Raw genomic sequence first — 21,342 nt, 5'->3', positions numbered from 1 at the left:
GTGAAATTAGGGTCGTAATGTCCTTACGCAACAGCCTATGTGTGCCTATCCTACAGCCGTATTGTTAGTTGCCTCCCCGTCATTACACCGCCAGGGGCTATTGGCTACCCTCCACGACGCGTGGCCGGACTTACCTATTACGCTTCAGCTAGATGCCGCCGAGCTTCCCCGGATGCTCTACCAGCATGCGTACGCGGTACTTGTTCTCGATTGCGCTTTGCCCACGGAGCCGCTGCTGCCGTTTCTGGAGTCGCTATATACAATTCGCAGCGGCCAGCCCGTGGTGCTACTCACCGGAAACCGCCTTTCTACCAGCCTGCGACAGTTTCTGGCCGACCGGGATACGCACACCTGCTTGCCCCACCACGCTGCGCCGGCCACTGTACTTTCCCTGTTTCAGAGTTACTTGCTTCATGCTTCCTCCGCAACTGCTGGGCAGCCCATGCTGCCTCACCGGACGCTAGCCCCACCTACACCCTTTAGCCGCCGTGAGCTGGAGGTGCTGCGGTTGGTAGTACACGACTATTGCAACCAGGAAATAGCTGACCATCTGTGCCTTAGCGTGCGTACGGTGGAAAGCCATCGGCGGGCGTTGCTTCAGAAAGCGGGAGCCAGAACGCTGGTTGGTCTGGCGGTACAGGCCGTGCGCGAAGGATGGGTAACGACTTGACGAACTTACTAGCCCCTACCCGAGCTTAAAGTGGCCCAATAAAAAAGCCGCTGCCTGAGGCAGCGGCTTTTTCCATCGCATTGACCGGCAAATTTCATTCATCCACCCTACTCCTTTTGCCGGTGGTCAATACTTCGCGGTGAGCGCCTTCCTTTCCATAGGACCCACTCGCGCTAATTCTTTATTAAGTCAAAGGTACAGAGTGGGATAGGCGCGATGCTGGTTTACTAGGCCAACGGGCCATCTTTCGCAACCAACGCCCTATTCTGCTGGGCGAAGGAGCAGAAAACCCGGGTAGCGTGCTTCACAGCTGAGCTTTTGGTATTCTTGCGCCTAGGCTACTATTTGCCCGCAACCGTTGCTCCACCCGGCCAGCCTTCTCAATTTGCCGGAAGCCGCAGCCAGGCCGGTGGAGCCGGCCATTTCGTTACTGACTCCTGCCGCGGGCAGCCCGTCTTTAGTTTCTCTCTTCTGATGCACGACACCACGTTACACGAGAATATTCTGCTGGTTCTGGGGCTGCTGTTTGCCATGCTGCTGCTCGTGATGCTGGGCCAGAAGCTGCGTATTTCCTACCCTATCTTTTTGGTGCTGGCTGGTTTGGCCCTGGGTTTCGTGCCGGGCTTACCTGCCATCAGTATTGATCCGGACCTTATTTTCCTGATTTTCCTGCCACCCTTATTGTACCAAGCGGCCTGGGAAACCTCATGGCAAGACTTCTGGCGCTGGAAACGGCCCATTGGGTTGCTGGCCTTTGGGCTGGTATTTTTTACTTCTACCATCGTGGCCTACGTGTCCAGGGCCATGATTCCGGGGTTCACCCTACCGCTGGGCTTTCTGTTGGGCGGTATTATTTCGCCCCCTGATGCTGTGGCCGCTACCTCGGTGCTGAAGGGCGTGAAAGTGCCGCGCCGGGTAACCAGCATTCTGGAAGGGGAAAGCCTGATCAACGACGCCAGCAGCCTTATCGTGTTTCGGTTTGCGCTGGCAGCCGTGATATCTGGCACGTTTACGCTGCAACAGGCTGCTTCCAGCTTCGTGTTGGTGAGTTTTATGGGGCTAGTGGTGGGCTTGGTAGTCGCGCATTTTTTCTACCTCATTCACCGCTACCTCCCCACCACCCCCAGCATCAACACGGTGCTTACCTTCCTTGCGCCCTACGTGATGTACCTGCTGGCTGAAGAATTTCACTTCTCGGGGGTGCTGGCCGTGGTTAGTGGCGGGCTGCTACTCTCGTTTCGGTCGCATCGGGTATTTGATGCCGATACGCGTCTGCAAGCTAACAGTGTGTGGGCCAGCGTTGGATTTGCGCTGAATGGTCTGGTCTTTATCCTGATTGGGCTGGAGCTGCCCGTGGCGGTAGAGGGGTTGGGCTCGTATTCGCTCCGGCAGGCTATTATGTACGGCCTCATTATCAGCGTCATTGTTATCCTGATCCGGTTGTTGTGGATGTTTCCGGCCGCGTTTGTGCCCCGCTGGCTAAGTCGTACTATCCGCACTTCTGAAACCAGCCCCGGCTGGCAAGGGCCCCTGATTATCGGTTGGGCGGGTATGCGCGGGGTAGTGTCGTTGGCGTCGGCGCTTTCCGTACCGCTGCTATTGGCCAACGGGCAGGAGTTTCCGCAGCGTAACCTGATTCTGTTTATCACCTTCGTCGTGATTTTGGTTACGCTGGTATTTCAGGGCCTCACGCTGCCAGCACTCATTCGCTTTACCGGTGTGGCACATATTGAAGAACGCATGCCCACCGATGCGCAGGAAGCAGGCATTCGGCTTCGTTTGCGCCAAGTGGCCCTGGACCATATGGGCCAGCATTACCTCCCCGATATTCAGGAAAATGAGCTCATTAGAGCCCTGCAGCAGCGCATGCACGCGGAAGCCCAACGCACCGAAAACCTGCTGGAAGCGCTGGACTACGACGAATCGAAGCGGTTGGCGCTGCAGCGCTACCACCAAGTATTGCTGGATGTGCTGCGCGTGCAGCGCGAAGAACTGTTTGTGCTGCGCCGTGAAGACGTATTCGAGGAAGAAATGCTCCGCCACCAAGAAGCCCAACTGGACCTTGACGAAGCCAAAATCAGCCACATGCCGCATTAAGCCGGCAGCCAGTATCGGTGCGGCTTTACAACACGACAGCCTTCCCTATCTGCGGATAAGGAAGGCTGTCGGTTTGAGCGGTAATACTACCTAGGGAATTACCCCAGGCTGCGGTAGCGCACGCGCTTGGGCTCCACGTCGCCAAGGCGTTTGCGCTTGGCTTCTTCGTAGTCGGTGAAGTTGCCTTCGAACCACACTACCTGCGAGTCGCCCTCAAAAGCCAAAATGTGCGTAGCCAAACGGTCGAGGAACCACCGGTCGTGGCTGATGATAACGGCGCAGCCCGCAAAGTTCTCCAAGGCATCTTCCAGCGCCCGGATGGCATTCACGTCCAGGTCGTTGGTGGGTTCGTCGAGCAAGAGCAGGTTGGCGCCTTGCTTAAGGGTAGTAGCGAGGTGCACGCGGTTGCGCTCCCCGCCCGAGAGCGAGCCCACTTTCTTTTCCTGGTCGCCGCCGCGGAAGTTGAAGTTGCTCACGAAAGCGCGCGAGTTCACCTGGCGGCCCGCCAGCAACATGGTTTCCGTGCCACCCGAAATGGTTTCGAACACCGTTTTGTTGGGATCCAGCGTGTCGTGCTGCTGATCAACGTAGGCGGTTTGCACCGTGGGGCCCACTACAAACGTGCCCGCATCGGGCTGCATTTGGCCCGTGATGAGGCGGAACAACGTGGTTTTACCCGCGCCGTTCGGTCCGATGATACCCACAATGCCGCCCTGTGGCAGGTTGAACGAGAGGTTCTCAAACAGGAGTTTGTCGCCGAAGGCTTTGGTCAGCCCTTCGGCTTCAATCACCTGGGAGCCTAGGCGCGGCCCGTCGGGAATGAACAGCTCCAGCTTCTGCTCTTTCTCCTTGGAGTCCTCGTTCACCATCTTATCGTAGCCGGCAAGGCGGGCCTTGCTCTTAGCCTGGCGCGCTTTCGGGGCCATGCGCACCCACTCCAGCTCGCGCTGCAAGGTTTTCTGACGCTTGCTTTCGGTTTTCTCTTCCTGGGCCAAGCGGTTTGATTTCTGCTCCAGCCACGAGGAGTAGTTGCCCTTCCACGGAATGCCTTCGCCCCGGTCAAGCTCAAGAATCCAGCCGGCCACGTTATCGAGGAAGTACCGGTCGTGGGTTACAGCTATTACGGTGCCTTTGTATTGCTGCAGGTGCTGCTCCAGCCACAGCACGCTTTCCGCATCCAAGTGGTTGGTGGGTTCGTCGAGCAGCAACACATCGGGCTCTTGCAGCAGCAGGCGGCAGAGGGCTACGCGACGCTTCTCACCACCCGAGAGGTTGCCGATGATGGCATCCGGGGCGGGCGTGCGCAGGGCATCCATGGCGCGTTCCAGCTTGCTGTCGAGGTTCCAGGCGTCGAGCTGGTCGAGGCGCTCCTGCACGGTGCCTTGGCGCTCCAGTAGCTTATCGAAGTCGGCGTCTTCGGCCCCGAAGGCTTCGTTGATTTCGTCGAATTCCTTGAGCAGCGCTACGGTTTCGGCTACGCCCTCCTGCACCACTTCCAGCACGGTCTTGGTAGCATCAAGGTGCGGCTCCTGCTCTAGGTAGCCCACGGAGTAACCCGGCGACCATACTACGTCGCCCTGAATCTGCTTATCAACCCCGGCAATAATCTTCAGAAGCGACGACTTACCCGAGCCGTTCAGACCGAGTACGCCGATTTTGGCCCCGTAGAAAAACGAGAGGTAAATGTTTTTAAGAACCTGCTTTTGCGGAGGATAGACTTTCGTCACCCCCGCCATTGAGAAAATAATGGTGGGTTGGTCGCTCATACAGAGAGTTCGGAAACGTGAAGGGCCTAGGGCCGTGAAGGTACATGTACTAGGGTGCCGGGGCGCTCAAACCGCCGGCAAGCTTGTGAGTTCGGCGCAGGTTTCTATTTTGCGGTATCATACGGCAGCGGGCCGTACGGGCAGAACGGGCCAAACGTGGTTTATTCTGCTTTTTGAATACATACATAATAACCGCGCTGGCTGTCCGTTCGTAGCTCCTCCCACTGAGTAACTACCTGGGCACCGGCGCTAGTAAACCTGCGTTGTGGGCCGGAATGCCAAAGGTAGGCAGCTCCAGCAAACATTCCGAAGCCTGGGCCGGGCAGAAGAATTAGTCAACAACCCGTAAACTTGTTCATATTTTTGGCCTGAACCTCGACCTTTCCACCTATTCGCTCCCCGCTATCTGATTATGGAAGAACAAGACCACTTGCTGGCCGAAGCCCGCCGTTATGGCTACATTGAGGGCGACCAGGTGTGGCTTAGCCCGCTATTAGACCTGCCCGCCCGCCAAGTTGGCCAGGTCAAAGAATCTGCTGATGCTTCGCTGATTTATTTTGCCCAACGCTTCAATCTGTTTCGCTCCAAAGTAGAGGACCTGCTCCAGAAAATTGAGGAGTCGGACAACAAAGGCTCTTTCCTGATGAAGGCCCTGCACCTAAAGGAGCAGGTAGCCAGCTACGACGCCCTCGGCGACTTTGAGAGCCTGTACAACCGGCTCACGGAAGCCGAAGAGTCCATTAAAGTTACCATTAACCGCAACCGCGAAAAAAACCTCGCTACCAAAATCAGCCTGATTCAGGAGGCCGAGGCCCTGCACGACACCATTGACTGGCAGGGTGGCAGCGACAAGCTCAAGGACCTGCGCCAGGGCTGGATTAAGACTGGCCCCGTAGAAAAGCACCTCACCGACGAGCTGGAAGTGCGCTTTCAGGCCGCCGTAGATGCCTTCTTCGCCCGTAAAAAGGATTTCCTGGCCGAGAAGAAGGCCATGACCAACCGGGTCTACGACCAGTACAAAGACCTGATTCACAAGTCGGAGGCTCTACAAAACTCCACTGAGTTTGAAGAGACGACCCGCAAGCTCAAGCAGCTGCAGCAGGCCTGGAAAGAAATAGATGGTACGCTGCCCCGCAAGCAGGCCAACGACCTCTGGACGCGCTTCCGGGCCGCCCACAACCACTTCTTTGAGCGCCTGAAGGTGCACATTGAAAGCAAGCGCACGGAGCCGGCTATGTCATCGGCCGGAGAGGATAACTTGAGCCGTAAGCGCGCCTTAGTAGCCGAGGCGCAAGCCCTGCTCAGCCAGCCCATGTCGCAGGCCGTAGCGCGGGCCAAGGAGCTGCAAGCAGCCTGGAAAAAGGTAGGGCCCGTACGCGGCGAGGAATCAGACCGGGTGTGGGAGCAGTTTATCCTGGCCTGCGATAAGGTGTTTGAAATGAGCGCCTTGGAGCACTATATCCGCAAGCGTTTGCCGGCTGGCCCCGAGGTCAGCTCGTCCCGCGACCAAGCCACAGTACGCATCCAGGCCCTGCGTGACTTTATCAAGTCAGACAAACAGGAACAGGAAGTACTGGAAGAAAACCTAGGCAAGCTCAACGACTCGCCGGGCAATGAAGCCTTCCGGACCATGTTGCAAGGCAAAATCAAAGCATTCGATCGAAAAATCAGAACCAAGAAGGATTTGATTGCCATGTTTGAGCAACGCCTGACTAGCTAAGCCAACTTTACCCACTATTTTACGTTGTCGACAGCGAAAAGCAACCCTGAGTCGGTAATGGTGTCATGCCCCCACCGACGGCTAGGTTTTTGCTGACGAGATTTACCTTTTTGACCACTTTTTAGTAGCACACACGACTATGTACTGGACCCTGGAACTTGCTTCGTACCTGGAAGACGCACCCTGGCCTGCCACCAAGGATGAGCTCATCGATTACTCTATCCGCTCGGGTGCCCCGATGGAAGTGGTAGAAAACCTTCAGGCTCTGGAAGACGATGGTCAGCCCTACGAAAACATTGAAGAAGTATGGCCGGATTATCCGACCAAAGAGGACTTCATGTTCAACGAGGACGAATACTAAGTGAGTTACCAGTTGCCCGTTACCTGTTGCCGGTATAGATGAACACACTCACTGGTTCCACTGACAACGGGCACCTAGCAGCTGGCAATTCCGTTCTGCATATTGAACACCTAATTGCGGGGTATGGACAGCGCGTCCTGCTCCGCAATTTGTGTTTTACGGTACCTGAGCCCGCTTTTGTAGCCGTGGTAGGCCACAACGGCTGCGGCAAAACGACGTTGCTCCGGGCCCTGACCGGCCAGATTCCGTACCAAGGCACCGTGCTGGTGCAAGGCCAAGACTTGCGCACTATTAAGCGCCCAGCGGCCAGCGGCCTGCTAGCGCATTTGCCCCAGCGCGGTAGCGTAGAGTTTTCGTTGCCGGTTCGGGAGTTGGTTGTGATGGGCCGATTTCGACACCACCGTTTTTTAGGCGCCTACTCCGCCCAGGATTATGCACTCGCGGAGGCGGCCTTGGCTCAGGTAGGAGCGGTGCACCTAGCTAACCGGGATTTTACGCTGCTTTCCGGTGGCGAGCAGCAATTGGTGTGGCTGGCCCAGCTCAGTTTGCAGGATGCCGCGCTTTACCTCTTAGATGAGCCAACCCAGCAGCTAGATGTGTATTACCGGCGGCGCGTCTTCGATTTGCTTCACGCTTGGGTGCGGGAGCAGCAAAAAACGATTCTGTGCATCACGCACGACCTGGAAAACCTGCCGGCCCTGAGTGGCTATCTGCTTAATCTCTCCGCACCCTCCCCTATTTTGGAGCCACTGAATGAGGCATCCGTTCGGGCAGCCCGAGAATACTTAGAGAGTGAAGAGAGCCTAGTGCAGAGAAGGTAGCTTGGCTCATGTTACTAGTCGCGCCCTAGGTCCATAAGCCCATCAAATCCTATGCAGCTAGCTGGTTACGCTTGCCGTTGTCCAGGTTTTCGGCGCACCACGTGCCAGATGGATTGCAGAAAGGGCCACGGCGTCACGGAGTTCATAATCTGGAAGTTTTCCCAGGGTGAGGTCCGCTCGTCGAGGAAATCAAAGATGCGCTCCACGGGATTGTTCCGGAAAAGCTCCGAGAAGATAGTGCGCGTACGCTCTCCTTGGCGCTGCATAATATCCAGCAGCAACGTATCGAACAGCTGAAACTGCCACTGGTCGCCGGTGGGGTTCTGTGGAGGCTGGCCGGTAGCGGCCAAGCTGGCAACCAGCCGGGCTGAGTGCTCCTGAATCCGCTTGAAGGCGTAGCCGGTGCTGGCTTTGGCGCGGCCGGCGCGTGTTCCTAGGTTGAGGATATGTGCGCCGTCGCGGCCGGGCAACGGATGGTCCGTCATCGGAATGGCGCCTACTTCTTCGGTCTCAATGCGGAAAGATTCCACTCCGAGCTGCTCCTTTAGGTACTTCCGAATTTCTGCCTCATAGGCTTCTTTGGGCAAGACCTCCGCCGAAAACAACGTGTATTCTACTAGGGCTCGGCGCGGGCTAAAGGGTAGCACGTACATAAAACGCGCCTCCTGGTGCTGGGCGCCACGAAAGTCCATAAACTCTACCGTAGCGGGGTCGAACACATCCTGCTCCGTGACCACCTCCCACCCTACAAAGTGCTGCAGCAGATACCGATGTTTGGCGGGCTGCCTCAGCTTGGCTAGGTGTGGCGGCCTACTATCAAAAGCAAACCGGGCCTTGAACTCCCCGACAGGGGTAGTAGCCCGCGCGCCATCTGGCAGGTTTGTCAATGAATCGACCCTAGTCTGACGCCAGATAAACTGTGGGTTATCAGCCAGCGCGGCTCGTACAAACTGGTAAAAATCCAGCCCCCGAATCATTTTGTAGCGGTGACGCGCTAGGTCAAATACCCGCTCAAACTCCGGGCCGCGGAAAGCCAGCCGCTGCCACTCGTGGGCCACAATGCCGTCAAAGAGCATCGGCTCATCGGCCCAGAACGACCACGTGCGGTCATTCTGATCTTTGACTTCAGGCTCCAGTACGAGCACCCGTTTCTGGGACAACCGAGGCTCCTGGCTGATGTGGTAAGCTAGGCTCAGACCGGCCGCCCCGCCTCCCACAATGAGGTAGTCATAAGTTTCCTGCACGGAGTTGGGTTCTGCAGATGGCACGGAGTAAGGCAACTTCTTGGCGAACGGGACAGGTATGCAACAAATAAACACGAAAAAAGCCGCTCCTGGCAGAGCGGCTTTTTAAGATCAGACCGGTTTGGCACTCACAGCAGGCTAGTAAACCGCACGGTGAGCTGCCTTTCCAGCAATGATTTAGAAGTTTGGCGAGAGCAAGTAGCGGCTGTAGAATTCGTCGATGATTTTCACCGCCGATTCTGCGTCGTCTACTAGCTGCACCAGGTTCATATCCTCCGGCGAAATGTTCTTCTCGTCTTCGAGCATTACCTGCTGAATCCAGTCAAACATGCCCTGCCAGTAGCGCGTGCCTACCAACACGATAGGGAAACGGCCGATTTTCTTGGTCTGAATCAGGGTAATAGCTTCAAACAGCTCATCGAGCGTGCCAAAGCCGCCGGGCATGCCAATGAACCCCTGCGCGTACTTCACAAACATCACCTTCCGCACAAAGAAGTAGTCGAAGTTGATGATTTTATCGGGGTCGATGTAGATGTTGTTGAACTGCTCGAAGGGCAGCTCAATGTTGAGGCCCACCGAACGGCCGCCTTCGGAGTGCGCGCCTTTGTTGCCGGCCTCCATGATGCCGGGGCCGCCGCCCGTAATTACGCCATAGCCGTGGCGCACCAGCTTAGCCGCAATTTCCTCGGCCATTTGGTAATACGGGTTGTCGGGCTTGGTACGAGCCGAACCGAAGATGGACACGCAAGGCCCAATTTTGCTCATCTTCTCAAAGCCTTCCACGAACTCGGCCATCACCTTGAAGATCTGCCAAGAGTCGGCAATCTTGATTTCGTTCCAGTCCTTATCAACGAAGGCTTTGCGAATGCGCTGCTCGTCGTCTACCTGCACGGTCCGCTGGCCATGCGTTTGCTCGCGGATATCACTGATGGTCTTAACCTTATTGTCGTTGATATTGGGCTGAACGATGGTCTGGCCGCTGCCAGCATTCAGTACTTCATCAGCTACTTTAGTCCGACTGGTTTTTTTAAGCTTTGACATAAAAGCTACGCTAAAATTTGGACGCGGATAGCCGACGGGCCCGCAGGCTTCGGCCAGGTGGGAATGATCCGCCCCAGGTAAAAAATTAAGAAAAGGGCAAAAAGAAAGCCGCCTCACGGAAGGAAGGCGACCCAAGGTAGTGACCGGCAAGTTAACAATTTGTTAACATTACGCTAAGAAATCTTACTAGGGTGGCTTGACCTGTAAAGCAACCCTAGTAAGATATACTGTCCCTTATTACTGAGCCCGTATGGCAATAACGGGGTCGAGGTTGGCGGCCATTACTGCTGGAATAATACCGGCTAGCACCCCAATCACGACGGACACGGTGAGGCCTAGGGTGATATTGCTCCACGAGAGCAGCAGCGGCAGAGATTCCTGCGGAATCAGGGTAATTAGCCACACCAAGAAAATGCCAGCTGCTCCGCCCAACAGGCACAGGAACACCGCCTCAAACAGAAACTGGAACAGGATAAAGTAGTTCTTGGCTCCTAATGACTTCTGAATGCCGATGATGTTGGTGCGCTCCTTCACCGACACGAACATGATGTTGGCAATACCGAAGCCACCTACCAGCATGGCAAACGAGCCAATGACGGCCCCTGCTACCCCAATAACCGAGAATAGTTTCCCGATCATGTTAGCAAACATTTCGGGGCGGTTCAGGGCAAAGTTGTCTTCTTCGCGGGGCCGCAGGCTGCGGATGTTGCGCATCAGGCCGCGCATTTCATATTCCAGGTCCAGCAGCCCAGTATCTTCTTCCCGGCCTTTCACGGCAATAGTAGGCGTGATGCCAAAGCCATTGCCGGTAGTAAGGGTGAACATGCGGGTAAACGCCCCGAACGGAATTACCACGTTGTTGTCGTTGCTAGGGGTATCAATTAGCTTTTTGCCTTCCTTCTGCACTACGCCAATGACCATGAACCGCTGGCCCTTGGCTTTAAACTCGCGGCCCAGAGCTGACCCATTCGGGAACAAACTGGTGGCAATATCAGCCCCAATGATGGCCACGTTGCGGGCCGCCTCCACCTCCTGCGCCGTGAAATATCGGCCCTCGGCAATAGGCAATTCCGAGACATTCCGGAAATCGTAGCTCACGCCTTGTAAGGCCACGCTTTCAATGCTGTTGTTGCCGGCCCGCAATGTATTACCGCCGCTGCTGGCAAATACAGCCACACCTTTGTTGTTTTCGCTCAAGGACTTGCGCAGGGCGTTATACTCCCGCACTGTAGGTACGGGGCGGCCAAAGTATTTCCACCAGGGGTAGTCAGGCTGGTCGAAAGTCCAGGGCATCTTCATCACGTAAATCACCTTGTCGCCCACGAAACTCATGCTTTGGCGCACATTGGCTTCGAGCGAGTCGACGACCGTAAACACGGCAATGATGGCGAAGATACCTACCGTTACGCCCAGCAGCGAGAGAATAGTACGAAGCAGGTTGGCTTTCAGGGCTTGCCACGCAAAACGGAAACTCTCCAGCGTAAGGCGTATAGCTTTCATAGGAAGGAGGTTCGACGAAGGGGCGTAACGTGGACGATAACCAGATTTCGGGCGAAAAGTAACGATTTATCCGTGGTAAGTACGTACTTTTGCACTTCGATTTTTTCCTTAGGTTCCCCTCCTATTGCCTTGTCCAGCCCATGAAACTTTCTGAGTTCAAATTTGACTTGCCCGAAGGCCTGCTGGCACAGCACCCCGCCAAGAACCGCGACGAATCGCGCTTGATGGTGCTGCACCGCGACAGTGGTAAGATTGAGCACCGCGTGTTCAAGGATATCATTGAGTATTTTGGGGAAGGCGACGTTTTTGTAGTCAACGATACCAAAGTATTTCCCGCGCGCCTCTACGGTAACAAGGAGAAAACCGGAGCCCAGATTGAAGTATTTCTGCTCCGCGAGCTGAATAAGGAAATTCACCTCTGGGATGTACTGGTTGATCCAGCCCGTAAGATTCGGGTGGGCAACAAGCTGTACTTCGGCGAGTCGGATATGGTAGCGGAGGTAATCGACAACACCACGTCGCGCGGCCGCACCATCAAGTTCTTGTTTGATGGCTCCGACGAGGAGTTCTATAAAGCCCTGCACGACCTCGGCGAAACCCCGATTCCAAAGGAGTTTATTCCTCGCGAGACTGAGGCTGCTGATAAAGAGCGTTACCAGACCATCTATGCCAAGCACACGGGTGCTGTGGCTGCCCCTTCGGCCGGCCTGCACTTTACCCGCGAGGTAATGAAGCGCCTGGAAATCAAAGGCGTAGATGTAACTCCGATAACGTTGCACGTTGGCCTAGGCACCTTCCGCCCCGTAGATGTGGAAGACCTGACCAAGCACAAGATGGACTCGGAAAACTTTGTTGTGCCCGCAGAAACGGCCAAGATTGTGAACCGCGCCCTGGATGCCAAAAAGCGCGTGTGTGCCATCGGTACTACCTCTATGCGCGCCATGGAGTCGTCGGTTTCGGCGCATGCTCGCCTGAAAGCCACCGAGGGCTGGACTGATAAGTTTATCTTCCCTCCCTACGAGTTCAAAATCTCTAACGCCCTGCTCACCAACTTCCACACACCGGAGAGCACCCTGATGATGATGGCCTCGGCCTTTGCTGGCCATGAGTTGCTGATTGAAGCGTATCAGTTGGCTATTAAGGAGAAATATAAGTTCTTCAGCTACGGCGATGCCATGCTGATTCTCTAGTATCAGAGACCTAGCAAACAGAGAATGGCGGCCTGCCGCTTTTTCAGAAGCTTGTAACAAGAAGGCCCAGTTGCATATAGCAACCGGGCCTTACTTTTGCGCTTTACCTAGCCCCTTGCCCGTATGCCAACTTCTACTTACCCTCGCTTTGCAATTTTGGTAGCTGGCGGCAGCGGTACGCGCATGGGTGCCGATCGACCCAAGCAGTTTCTGCCCCTGGCCGGCGAGCCGGTGTTGGTGCACACCCTCCGAAAATTTGCCGATGCCAGCCTGAGTGTGCAGGAATGCGTGGTAGTACTACCCTCTGACCAGGTAGAAACCTGGCAACGGCTCTGCCAGAAGCATGAGGTAACCTTTCCGCATGCCCTAGTCACGGGGGGTGCAACGCGGTGGGCTTCGGTCCGGAACGGGCTGCTGCATCTTGCAGGGCATACGGCCGGCGTAGTAGCCGTGCACGACGGCGTCCGGCCGCTTACGCCGCTGCACGTTATTGAGGCTACTTACGAGGCGGCCCATAACCACGGCGCAGCTATAGCTGCCGTAGTACCCAAAGACTCGGTGCGCGGCCTAAACCAGCAAGGCTCCTATGCGCTGAACCGGGCCCGGCTGCGACTAGTGCAAACACCCCAATGCTTTGACCTGGAGCTGCTTCGCAGGGCCTATCAACTTCCTGAGCTTACTACGTTTACAGATGATGCCAGCGTAGTCGAAGATCTGCACCCCATTCACTTGGTGGAAGGCGACTACCGCAACCTAAAAATCACGACGCCGGAAGATTTGCTGGTGGCGGAAGCCTTCCTGGCAAACCCGTAGCCGGCCAGCATTCCTTCCGCAAGTAGCCAAACCAGAATAACAGGGTTTACACAGAAAAGGCAGGTAGTAAACCACTACCTGCCTTTTCTGTGTAAACCCTGCTGCTACCTATAGCCCTCGCCCCACACGGATGGTGCGCGTGTTCCCATTGATAGTGATAGAGGCTAGGTTGTCGCAGGCTTGAGTACCCGTTGGATCGTAGTTCAGTAGCAGTTCTTTCTCATTCGAGGTGAGCACTTGTACGGTGCCGGCCACAAACGTGCGGGCGCAACCCGCCTGAAACTTCTTGATAAGCGGCTGCTGAATGGTGGCCGTGTAGCTTATGCCCTTGCGGTTGGTGCCAGTGGCCTGGCCTGTCACGCTGTACGTATCATCCTGAATAGTGCGGGTGCCAAAGCCTGCGGTACGGGTGTAGGTTCGTTGCGAAGTCCAGGAATGCGTTCCTACTGAAGTTGTTATGCTGGCATTCTGCACCTCTAGCGTCCAGGATCCGTTGCCTAGGGCAGTAATGATTCGGGTGCCGGCGTGCAGGTTATCGTTGCGGTAATACTTTACCAGCGTGATGGTTACCCTAGCCCCCACTTGGCGATAAGGCCCGCTGAACACAGCTACAATTTTGCCCCGGCGGGCCACTCCATTGGGGCTTACACAGTTGGTAGCACCAAAGTCGAGCGTGAGCGTGCGAGTGGCGGCATCATACGTACGGGTAAAGCAGGTGCCCCCTACTCGGCTTATATCAGTAGGCTCGGCGGCGGGGCTGCCCGTTACCGCCGCATCGGTAGGCGAGCCAGCCTCCACTACATCGGCCAGGAAGGCATTCTCCTCCTCAGCTACGCTTTGATCTTCGGCTGAAACAGCTACGTCGGGTGTGGCTTGCGGATCCGTGGCTTTGTCGCAGGCGCCTACTAGCAGGCTGCCAGCAGCTAAGGCCATCAGGCTGAATGTGCGCAGGGTACGGGTAGTCATGGTTGGAAGTGTGAGGGTTGACAGAGAGGTGTATGGCCGTTAGAGTGCTAGCCTGAAGAAGAGTTTAATTCGGGAAGGGAACTTTTTTCAAAATACTGAATCAGAACCTCATCTAGCAGGGCGCGTATAGCCTCACATATCTGATATAAGATCCAACCGCCTGACCTCATGCTATTTTCCTTGCGCACTTGTGCCGTGTTATTTCTTCCGTTCGCGGTGGCTTGCTCGGCGGGCGAGAGTAACAAAGACCCCGTTGCGGAGGCTAAATTTCAAAATGAGAAACGCATCGGCGATGAGGCCATTACCAAGCGCCAGATTCAGGATGCGGAGTTTGTAGTGGGCGCTGCCAGCCGCCACATGCAGCTGCTGGAAACCAGCCAGCTCGCTCAGCGCAAAGCTACTTCCCCCGATGTTCGCCTAGCCGCTCAAAACGCCATAACCCAATTCAACGGGCTGCAACAGGAGCTTAGGAACTTGGCTCAACAAAAGAATCTAGTACTCCCAACCGGCCTTGGCGCCGATCAAGCCCAGCAAATAGGTGAGCTTACGGCCCTGAACGGCGCGGCTTTTGATCAGAAATATACGGAGCTGCTAGGTCGGATTCTGGCTGAAGATGAAGATGCGTACGATGATTTGCGCGATGATGCCTACGATGGCGACATCCGGGCGCACGCCGCGCGGTATCTGCCCCTGATTCAGACCCAAACCAAAGCCCTTGACGACCTGAGCGACAAGCTCAAACCCTAATACATTCCGCTCTACTTTTCACTTTTCCAAAACCCGAATGAGAACTCGCCTTCTTCCCTTTCTAGTACTGAGTGCCGGCCTGATGCTGGCTAGCTGCAATAATGCCGAAAAACGCACCGATGGCACGGCCGGTGAAGCGGTAAGCGACATGGACCAAGCCGCTGACGATGGAGGCGTAAAAGCTGATGCAGTAGTGATTGATAACAACGCTGGTCCGACCGTAACCGCCGACGCCGACTCGGCAGCTGCCGCCGACTCTACGGCCCAGTAGTTTCTCCCGTTCGTCTCCGCTCTCTCACATTCACCTTACAATCCTTCTCACTATGAAACGCATTCTGTTATCCGTCTCCTGCATTGGCCTACTGAGCCTGGGAGCCTGCAGCAACTCTGCCACCGAAACCGATACTGCCTCTACGGATGCCACCTCGGCTACCGCTGACGCTACCATGGACACGGCCTCAGCCAGCATGGCCACCCCCGATACGGCTATGGCAGCTTCAGGCGGCGCGGCTATGGGCGACCCTAATGGCCCCACGGCTCCGCACAAAGACGATGCTGAGTTCATGAAGTCAGCCGCCCACAGCGACCAGAACGAAATTCAGCTCAGCAAGCTAGCGTTGGAAAAAGGGGTAACGGGTATGGCTAAAACGCACGCCGAAATGATGGTGCGCGACCATACTAAATCAACGGCCGACCTGAAAGCTATTGCCCAGAAGAAGGGTGTGACGCTGCCCACTGACATGGACGCTGAGCACAAGACCATTGCGGCCGATATGCGCAAACTTTCTGGCAAGGAGTTCGAGAAGAAGTTCATGGATCAGATGGTAGTTGACCACCAGAAAACCTTGAACACCATGGCAGCTCACCAGAAGATGACCCAGGATGCTGACCTGCAGGGCTTTATCACGAAAACCACACCGGTAGTTGCCAACCACCTTGATATGTCGAAGAAGCATGCAGGCATGATGTAAATCTGCCGAAGTGCCCCCTAGTAACAAGAAAGCGCCTGCCTCAACTGTGAGGCAGGCGCTTTCTTGTTACTAGGGGCAGTGTATAGCCAATGCGTTGACTAGGCACCTAGTATCTTATATGGTATTGGTATGGGCGATTAACGCCTGGTAATGCTGATGGAAGTGGTTGCGCCAGGGGTGCGCTGGTTTTCGGAAGCTACACTGGTTTCCGGGCACTCACTAGTAGTGGAGCAGTGCTTAGTTGTTGATGCAGGCGCTACTATGCTGCTTGTGCTGGCTTGAGCTGAATTTCTAAGAGGCTTGGGAGGTGCCGTGGCAATAGCTACTGCAAGTAGCGCCGGGAATACGAGAACTTTCATAAAGCAACTGGTGTGGGAGAGCCCGTTAAAATAGTAAAAGCTCCATGCTTCCGCGAATATTTTTCAATGTTTCGCAAAAACAGGAAGCTTTTACCTTTCGCCTTGGCAGCTTTACACCGTTTCTTTTACGTTTTCCTCAGCGTACTTACTGGTGCGTAATTCCTCGGCCAGGAAGCGGCTCGTATGGCCTTTTCCTGACTTTGCTACTTGCTCCGGAGTACCTTGGGCCACAATATTGCCGCCCGCCCCGCCGCCTTCCGGTCCGATATCGATGATATGATCAGCCACCTTGATCAGGTCCAGGTTGTGTTCTATGATGAGCACGGTGTTGCCTTTATCCGCCAACTTGTGCAGTACTACAGCTAGGTGGTTAATATCCTCAAAGTGGAGGCCGGTGGTAGGCTCATCCAGGATATAGAACGTTTTGCCAGTATCCTTTTTGCTAAGCTCAGTGGCCAATTTTACGCGCTGGGCTTCGCCGCCTGAGAGCGTGGTGGCTTGCTGCCCGAGCGTGAGGTAGCCTAAGCCAACCTCATTCAGCGTCTGTATTTTGCGCAAGATGCGGGGCTGGAATTCGAAAAATTCTACGGCCTTCTCCACGGTCATGTCCAGCACATCGGTGATGGACTTGCCTTTGAAGCGCACTTCCAGCGTTTCGCGGTTGTAGCGGCGGCCTTTGCAGGTTTCGCAAGGCACGTGTACATCGGGCAGGAAATTCATTTCAATGGTGCGCATGCCGGCACCTTCGCATGTTTCGCAGCGCCCACCCTTCACGTTGAACGAGAACCGGCCCGGCCCATAGCCCCGAATTTTGGCTTCCGGCAACGACGAAAACAGCTGGCGTATTTCAGTGAACACACCCGTATAGGTAGCTGGGTTAGAGCGTGGCGTGCGCCCAATCGGTGACTGGTCGACCTCAATTACCTTGTCAATAAACTCCAAGCCTTCGATGGTGCCATAAGGCAGCGGCTCACGCTTGGCGTTAAAGAAGTGTTGGTTCAGAATCGGGTACAGCGTGTCATGAATGAGCGACGACTTGCCCGAACCGGAAACGCCGGTTACGGCAATCAGCTTGCCTAGTGGAAACTTAGCGGTTACGTTCTTGAGGTTGTGGCCTTTCGCGCCTTTCAGCACCAAGTCGTTGCCCTCGCCGGCGCGCTTCTTCTTGCGCAGCTCAATGTGCTTTTGCCCGCTTAAATACTGTGAGGTAAGCGAGCCGGAGCTGAAGATTTCGGTGGGAGTGCCCTCTGCTACAATGTGGCCCCCATGAATGCCCGCGCCCGGACCAATATCCAGCACGTGGTCGGCGTGCATGATCATGTCCTTGTCGTGCTCCACCACAATTACCGAGTTTCCTAGGTCACGCAGGTGCTGCAAGGCTTTGATAAGGCGCTCGTTGTCGCGCTGGTGCAGGCCAATGCTAGGCTCATCCATGATGTAAAGCACCCCCACCAGCTGCGTACCAATTTGGGTGGCCAACCGAATCCGCTGCGACTCGCCGCCCGAAAGCGTGCGTACTGAGCGGTGCAGATTTAGGTAGTCGAGGCCAACTTCCAGCAGGAACCCAATGCGTTTGCGGATTTCCTTGAGCAGCTCACGGGCAATCAGGTTCTGGCGCTCCGAGATGCGGCTTTCCAGTCCTTCAAACCAATCGGCTAGGTCGTTCAGGTCCATCACCGACAGCTCGCCGATGTGCTTCTCGTCAATCTTGAAGTGCAACGACTCCTTTTTGAGGCGGTAGCCGTGGCACTCGGGGCACTCCTGAGCCTGGGTGTACTGCTGAATCCACTCCCGTATGTTTTCCGAATCGGACTCCATCTGGCGGCGCAGGAACGGAATGATACCTTCAAACGGCTCACTGTAGTTCGCCTTTTTAGGGTCGGCATCCTCATCTTCGGGCACACCGTATAGTAGCCGCTCCACTAGCTCAGCCGGCAGCTTTTCAATGGGCGTGCTCAAGCTGGCCTTGTTTTTCTTAACGATGAGACCAAGCTGCTGAAAAATCCAGATGTCGCGGTACTCGCCCAGCGGTGCAATACCGCCGCGGCTGATGCTCAACTTCTTATCTGGCATCACCGAGTCTTCGGTGATTTCCTGCACTTCCCCCAGGCCGTTGCAGGTGGGGCAGGCACCGTAAGGCGAGTTGAAGGAAAACGTATTTGGGGCCGGATCATCGTAGGCGATGCCGGTGGTGGGGTCCATGAGGAAGCGCGAGAAGAACTGGGTCTGCTTGTCGGCCTTCTTCTCGTCGGGGTCCAGCACCAGCATAGTGCCTTTGCCGTGGGTAAGCGCACTTTGCACTGAACCCGAGAGCCGGAACCGGTCTTCTTCCTTCACCACCAGCCGATCGATGACGATTTCGATGTCGTGGATCTTATAGCGGTCCACCTGCATCTTGGGCGTGATATCGAGCAACTCGCCATCAACGCGCACCTTCGTGAAGCCTAGCTTGGCAATCTGCTGAAACAGCTCGCGGTAATGCCCCTTGCGGCCTTTCACTACCGGCGCCAGCACTACCAGCTTTTTACCGTCGTACTGCTTCAGAATATAGTTGATGATCTGGTCATCGCTCTGCCGAATCATCTTCTTGCCCGTGGCGTAGCTGAATGCCTCGGCGGTGCGGGCGTAAAGCAGGCGTAGGAAGTCGTAAATCTCGGTGATGGTGCCCACCGTGGAGCGGGGGTTGCGCGAGGTAGTTTTCTGCTCAATGCTGATAACCGGCGACAATCCCTCAATCTTATCCACGTCGGGGCGCTCCAGACCGCCCATGAAGCTACGGGCGTAGGCCGAGAATGTCTCCATGTAACGGCGCTGCCCTTCGGCGTAGATCGTGTCGAATGCTAACGACGACTTGCCCGAGCCGGAAATGCCAGTAAACACCACCAACCGGCCGCGCGGAATGCGCACAGAAACGTTTTTGAGGTTGTGCTCCCGGGCGCCATACACCTCAATGTAGGGTGCTTCCAGATCGGCCGGGCCTAGTAGCTGCCCGGCGGTAGCACTAGCTGCTACTATCTCAGCAACCTGCTCTACACGGGCCACAGCCTGTACGGCCGCCGTGGTGTGGTTTTCAGCGTTGTCGGCCACAGCAGCGGCCGTTTTCTTGGGCTTCGGGGCATTGGTTACTGGAGCAGAGGTTGCCTTAGCAGCACCTTTGGCCGCTTTAGCCGGGCGGTCGGCCGTAGCCACCGATTTCGGCTTTGCAGCGGGAGCAGGGGTAGTAACAGGAGCAGCGGTTGTTTTTTTGGCCATGCAGCAGCGAAGCGAATAAGTCTGCAAAGGTACGCAAATCAGGCCCCAACGGCTACGCCCACTAGCTTATTTGCTAAGCCGATGAGCGAGGAATTGTAAGCGCAGAAAAGCGGGCAGATGGGCTATAACACACAGGGTTGGGGAAATGTCCCGGGCGGAACAAAACTTCTTTTAAACCTAGCGGCGCATTTCCATCTAAGCCTTGAATTGTGGTGTGGCTTTTGCGTTATAAGTAGCGTCTCCCTTTTACTTTCTCTACCATGAAAACGCTGCTTAAATCAAGTCTGGTGCTGGCACTTGGACTGCTACTGTATGGTAGCAAGGCCCAGGCGCAGGTTCAGGTTTCTTTCAATACACCCTACTGGGGCCCAGCGGTAGGCCCAGATGTGCAGTACTACTATATTCCGGAAATAGACGGCTACTATGACTTGTACTCGGAGTCGTATCTGTTTTATGATCCGGTATACGGCGCTTGGGTTAGCTCGCCGGTACTGCCTAGGGCCTACGCCAGCTACGACCCCCGCTTTTTCCACCCGGTAGTAGTGCAATACGTGGGCCGGCAGCCGTGGGGCTACCTGCGCGACCACCGGGCGTATTGCGGCCGCTGGGGCGTAGTGCCGGGCCGCTATTACGGAGCCAACTGGCCCGGCCGGGGCTATGTGGTGGCCCCACGCCCCAACTACGAACCTAACGGATACTATAATCACCGGCCAAACCACCCGGGCCCCTACGCCCGCAACGACTACCGGGACGACCGCGACTATCGGGGTAACTACCATAATGGCTATGACCGTCGCAGCAACTACGGCGGGGGATATGACCAACGCGGCAACCAAGGAGCCTATAATGGGCGCCGTGATGATGCCCAAACTCAACAGGGCGGCTACAGTGGCCAGCAAGGCGATACTCGTTACGGAAACTCCGACCGCACAGAGCGCGGAGGCAGCAACGCCCCTGGAGCCTCATCTCCTCAGCCTAACTCCCGCACCGGCGGCCGCGGCCGTATGGGACAATAAGTGAGCTAGCACTTCTTTTCGTTGAGAGGCCTTCTATGTAAAACTAGGAGGCCTCTTTTCATTTGGGTACTATGGTGCCCTAACACGTTTCGCATATCTGCGTTAAGGTCGGCAGGTGCTTTCTGTTCAGTTATGATGCTCCGCCTGACCTGGAGTTGGCCTTGTTCTTGCAAAGCCCATGTTGTTCCTACCTCTTAACTCAACCCACAACCATGCAACTTCTGCCCAAACTTGCTTTATCAGGCCTGCTGGCTCTGTCGCTCTCTAGCTTCGCGCAGTCAGCGCAGGCGCAGGTAAATATCAACGTGAACCCGCCTTCCTGGGGCCCCGCCGCTCCGGCCGGCACCCAGTATTACTACATTCCGGAAGTAGGCGGCTACTATGACCTGCGCGACAAGAACTATGTAGTGCAGCGCGACGGCAAATGGGCCCGCGTAGCCAATGTGAGCGGCTACTCGCCCAGCTCTTATCACCCAGTAGTAATCGACTACGTGGGCGCTCAGCCCTGGGGCCAGATTGGCCGTCACCGTCAGCTGTATCCGGCCAGCTTGCCCCCTGGCCAGGTAAAACGCCTGCAAAGTGGTAAGCCTCTTCCCCCTGGCCAAGCAAAAAAGCTAGGCTATGGTAACGGCCCAGGCAATGGCCAAGGCCGCGGTAACGGGAATGGAAACGGAAACGGAAATGGAAGAGGCAAGGGCAAGCACTAAGCGACCCTGTTTTCTGACAACTATATTTTGAGCCTAAAACGTGGCCCCTTGTTTAGCAGGTGGCCACGTTTGTTTTACTGAGTGACCTAGTAACTGCCTGT

18 protein-coding genes are annotated in these 21,342 nt (G+C 55.8%); 12 read left to right on the top strand and 6 right to left on the bottom strand.

What is annotated here, in order from left to right; translation table 11 throughout:
* Nucleotides 1-61 precede the first annotated feature (61 nt).
* Both ACYVHC_RS16585 and ACYVHC_RS16580 read left to right on the top strand, forming a co-directional pair.
* Nucleotides 62-670 (top strand): helix-turn-helix transcriptional regulator, encoded by a 609-nt coding sequence (locus ACYVHC_RS16585; protein WP_460614904.1) that lies wholly within the window; start codon nucleotides 62-64, stop codon nucleotides 668-670.
* Between the two features lie 474 nt (nucleotides 671-1,144).
* A complete protein-coding gene (locus ACYVHC_RS16580) occupies nucleotides 1,145-2,767 on the top strand; it encodes a cation:proton antiporter (protein WP_460614903.1) in 1,623 nt (540 codons plus the stop codon).
* 98 nt (nucleotides 2,768-2,865) lie between these two features.
* Here the strand turns inward: ACYVHC_RS16580 and ettA are convergent, their stop codons facing one another.
* Nucleotides 2,866-4,533, bottom strand: a complete 1,668-nt coding sequence (gene ettA, locus ACYVHC_RS16575) for an ABC transporter ATP-binding protein (RefSeq protein WP_460614902.1) — start codon at nucleotides 4,531-4,533, stop codon at nucleotides 2,866-2,868.
* Nucleotides 4,534-4,945: 412 nt separating this feature from the next.
* Between ettA and ACYVHC_RS16570 the strand changes: the two genes are divergently transcribed.
* The 3 genes from ACYVHC_RS16570 (at nucleotide 4,946) to ACYVHC_RS16560 (ending at nucleotide 7,435) form a co-directional block, all read left to right on the top strand.
* Nucleotides 4,946-6,253 carry a DUF349 domain-containing protein gene (locus ACYVHC_RS16570; RefSeq protein WP_460614901.1) on the top strand — a complete coding sequence of 436 codons (1,308 nt, stop codon included), beginning with the start codon at nucleotides 4,946-4,948 and terminating at the stop codon, nucleotides 6,251-6,253.
* 139 nt (nucleotides 6,254-6,392) lie between these two features.
* Nucleotides 6,393-6,614: a DUF2795 domain-containing protein gene (locus tag ACYVHC_RS16565; protein ID WP_019948259.1), complete on the top strand. Its 222-nt coding sequence runs from the start codon at nucleotides 6,393-6,395 to the stop codon at nucleotides 6,612-6,614.
* A 38-nt stretch (nucleotides 6,615-6,652) separates the two neighbouring features.
* Nucleotides 6,653-7,435: an ABC transporter ATP-binding protein gene (locus ACYVHC_RS16560; RefSeq protein ID WP_460614900.1), complete on the top strand. Its 783-nt coding sequence runs from the start codon at nucleotides 6,653-6,655 to the stop codon at nucleotides 7,433-7,435.
* A 65-nt stretch (nucleotides 7,436-7,500) separates the two neighbouring features.
* Here ACYVHC_RS16560 and ACYVHC_RS16555 read toward each other — a convergent pair whose 3' ends face one another.
* The 3 genes from ACYVHC_RS16555 to ACYVHC_RS16545 all read right to left on the bottom strand — a co-directional run bounded on the left by ACYVHC_RS16555 (nucleotide 7,501) and on the right by ACYVHC_RS16545 (nucleotide 11,220).
* Entirely contained in the window at nucleotides 7,501-8,703 is a 1,203-nt protein-coding gene (locus ACYVHC_RS16555; protein ID WP_460614899.1) for a lycopene cyclase family protein, read from the bottom strand.
* Between the two features lie 153 nt (nucleotides 8,704-8,856).
* Complete coding sequence (locus tag ACYVHC_RS16550) at nucleotides 8,857-9,720, bottom strand: LOG family protein (protein ID WP_460614898.1); 864 nt, start codon at nucleotides 9,718-9,720, stop codon at nucleotides 8,857-8,859.
* A gap of 237 nt (nucleotides 9,721-9,957) precedes the next feature.
* Entirely contained in the window at nucleotides 9,958-11,220 is a 1,263-nt protein-coding gene (locus ACYVHC_RS16545; protein WP_460614897.1) for an ABC transporter permease, read from the bottom strand.
* 140 nt (nucleotides 11,221-11,360) lie between these two features.
* Between ACYVHC_RS16545 and queA the strand changes: the two genes are divergently transcribed.
* Together queA and ACYVHC_RS16535 are read left to right on the top strand one after the other, a co-directional pair.
* Nucleotides 11,361-12,410 (top strand): S-adenosylmethionine:tRNA ribosyltransferase-isomerase, encoded by a 1,050-nt coding sequence (gene queA / locus ACYVHC_RS16540; RefSeq protein WP_460614896.1) that lies wholly within the window; start codon nucleotides 11,361-11,363, stop codon nucleotides 12,408-12,410.
* Between the two features lie 123 nt (nucleotides 12,411-12,533).
* Entirely contained in the window at nucleotides 12,534-13,223 is a 690-nt protein-coding gene (locus tag ACYVHC_RS16535; protein WP_460614895.1) for a 2-C-methyl-D-erythritol 4-phosphate cytidylyltransferase, read from the top strand.
* A gap of 108 nt (nucleotides 13,224-13,331) precedes the next feature.
* Here ACYVHC_RS16535 and ACYVHC_RS16530 read toward each other — a convergent pair whose 3' ends face one another.
* Complete coding sequence (locus ACYVHC_RS16530) at nucleotides 13,332-14,189, bottom strand: hypothetical protein (protein ID WP_460614894.1); 858 nt, start codon at nucleotides 14,187-14,189, stop codon at nucleotides 13,332-13,334.
* 195 nt (nucleotides 14,190-14,384) lie between these two features.
* On the opposite strand from ACYVHC_RS16530, the gene ACYVHC_RS16525 reads away from it, so the two are divergent.
* The 3 genes from ACYVHC_RS16525 to ACYVHC_RS16515 are packed head-to-tail and all read left to right on the top strand — an operon-like array spanning nucleotide 14,385 to nucleotide 15,907.
* Nucleotides 14,385-14,936: a DUF4142 domain-containing protein gene (locus ACYVHC_RS16525; RefSeq protein ID WP_460614893.1), complete on the top strand. Its 552-nt coding sequence runs from the start codon at nucleotides 14,385-14,387 to the stop codon at nucleotides 14,934-14,936.
* 37 nt (nucleotides 14,937-14,973) lie between these two features.
* Nucleotides 14,974-15,207 carry a hypothetical protein gene (locus tag ACYVHC_RS16520; RefSeq protein WP_460614892.1) on the top strand — a complete coding sequence of 78 codons (234 nt, stop codon included), beginning with the start codon at nucleotides 14,974-14,976 and terminating at the stop codon, nucleotides 15,205-15,207.
* 52 nt (nucleotides 15,208-15,259) lie between these two features.
* The gene (locus tag ACYVHC_RS16515; protein WP_460614891.1) at nucleotides 15,260-15,907 is read left to right on the top strand and encodes a DUF4142 domain-containing protein; all 648 of its coding nucleotides are present in this window, start codon (nucleotides 15,260-15,262) and stop codon (nucleotides 15,905-15,907) included.
* A gap of 470 nt (nucleotides 15,908-16,377) precedes the next feature.
* On the opposite strand, the gene uvrA is transcribed toward ACYVHC_RS16515, so the two are convergent.
* The gene (gene uvrA / locus ACYVHC_RS16510; protein ID WP_460614890.1) at nucleotides 16,378-19,518 is read right to left on the bottom strand and encodes an excinuclease ABC subunit UvrA; all 3,141 of its coding nucleotides are present in this window, start codon (nucleotides 19,516-19,518) and stop codon (nucleotides 16,378-16,380) included.
* A 260-nt stretch (nucleotides 19,519-19,778) separates the two neighbouring features.
* On the opposite strand from uvrA, the gene ACYVHC_RS16505 reads away from it, so the two are divergent.
* Complete coding sequence (locus tag ACYVHC_RS16505) at nucleotides 19,779-20,534, top strand: hypothetical protein (protein WP_460614889.1); 756 nt, start codon at nucleotides 19,779-19,781, stop codon at nucleotides 20,532-20,534.
* Nucleotides 20,535-20,746: 212 nt separating this feature from the next.
* Nucleotides 20,747-21,241, top strand: coding sequence for a hypothetical protein (locus ACYVHC_RS16500; protein ID WP_460614888.1), 495 nt, complete (start codon nucleotides 20,747-20,749; stop codon nucleotides 21,239-21,241).
* Nucleotides 21,242-21,342: the final 101 nt, after the last annotated feature.

Source organism: Hymenobacter seoulensis, assembly GCF_054780535.1.
Note: the sequence above shows the minus strand (reverse complement) of the source record. Positions and strands in the feature narration are given on the sequence as shown.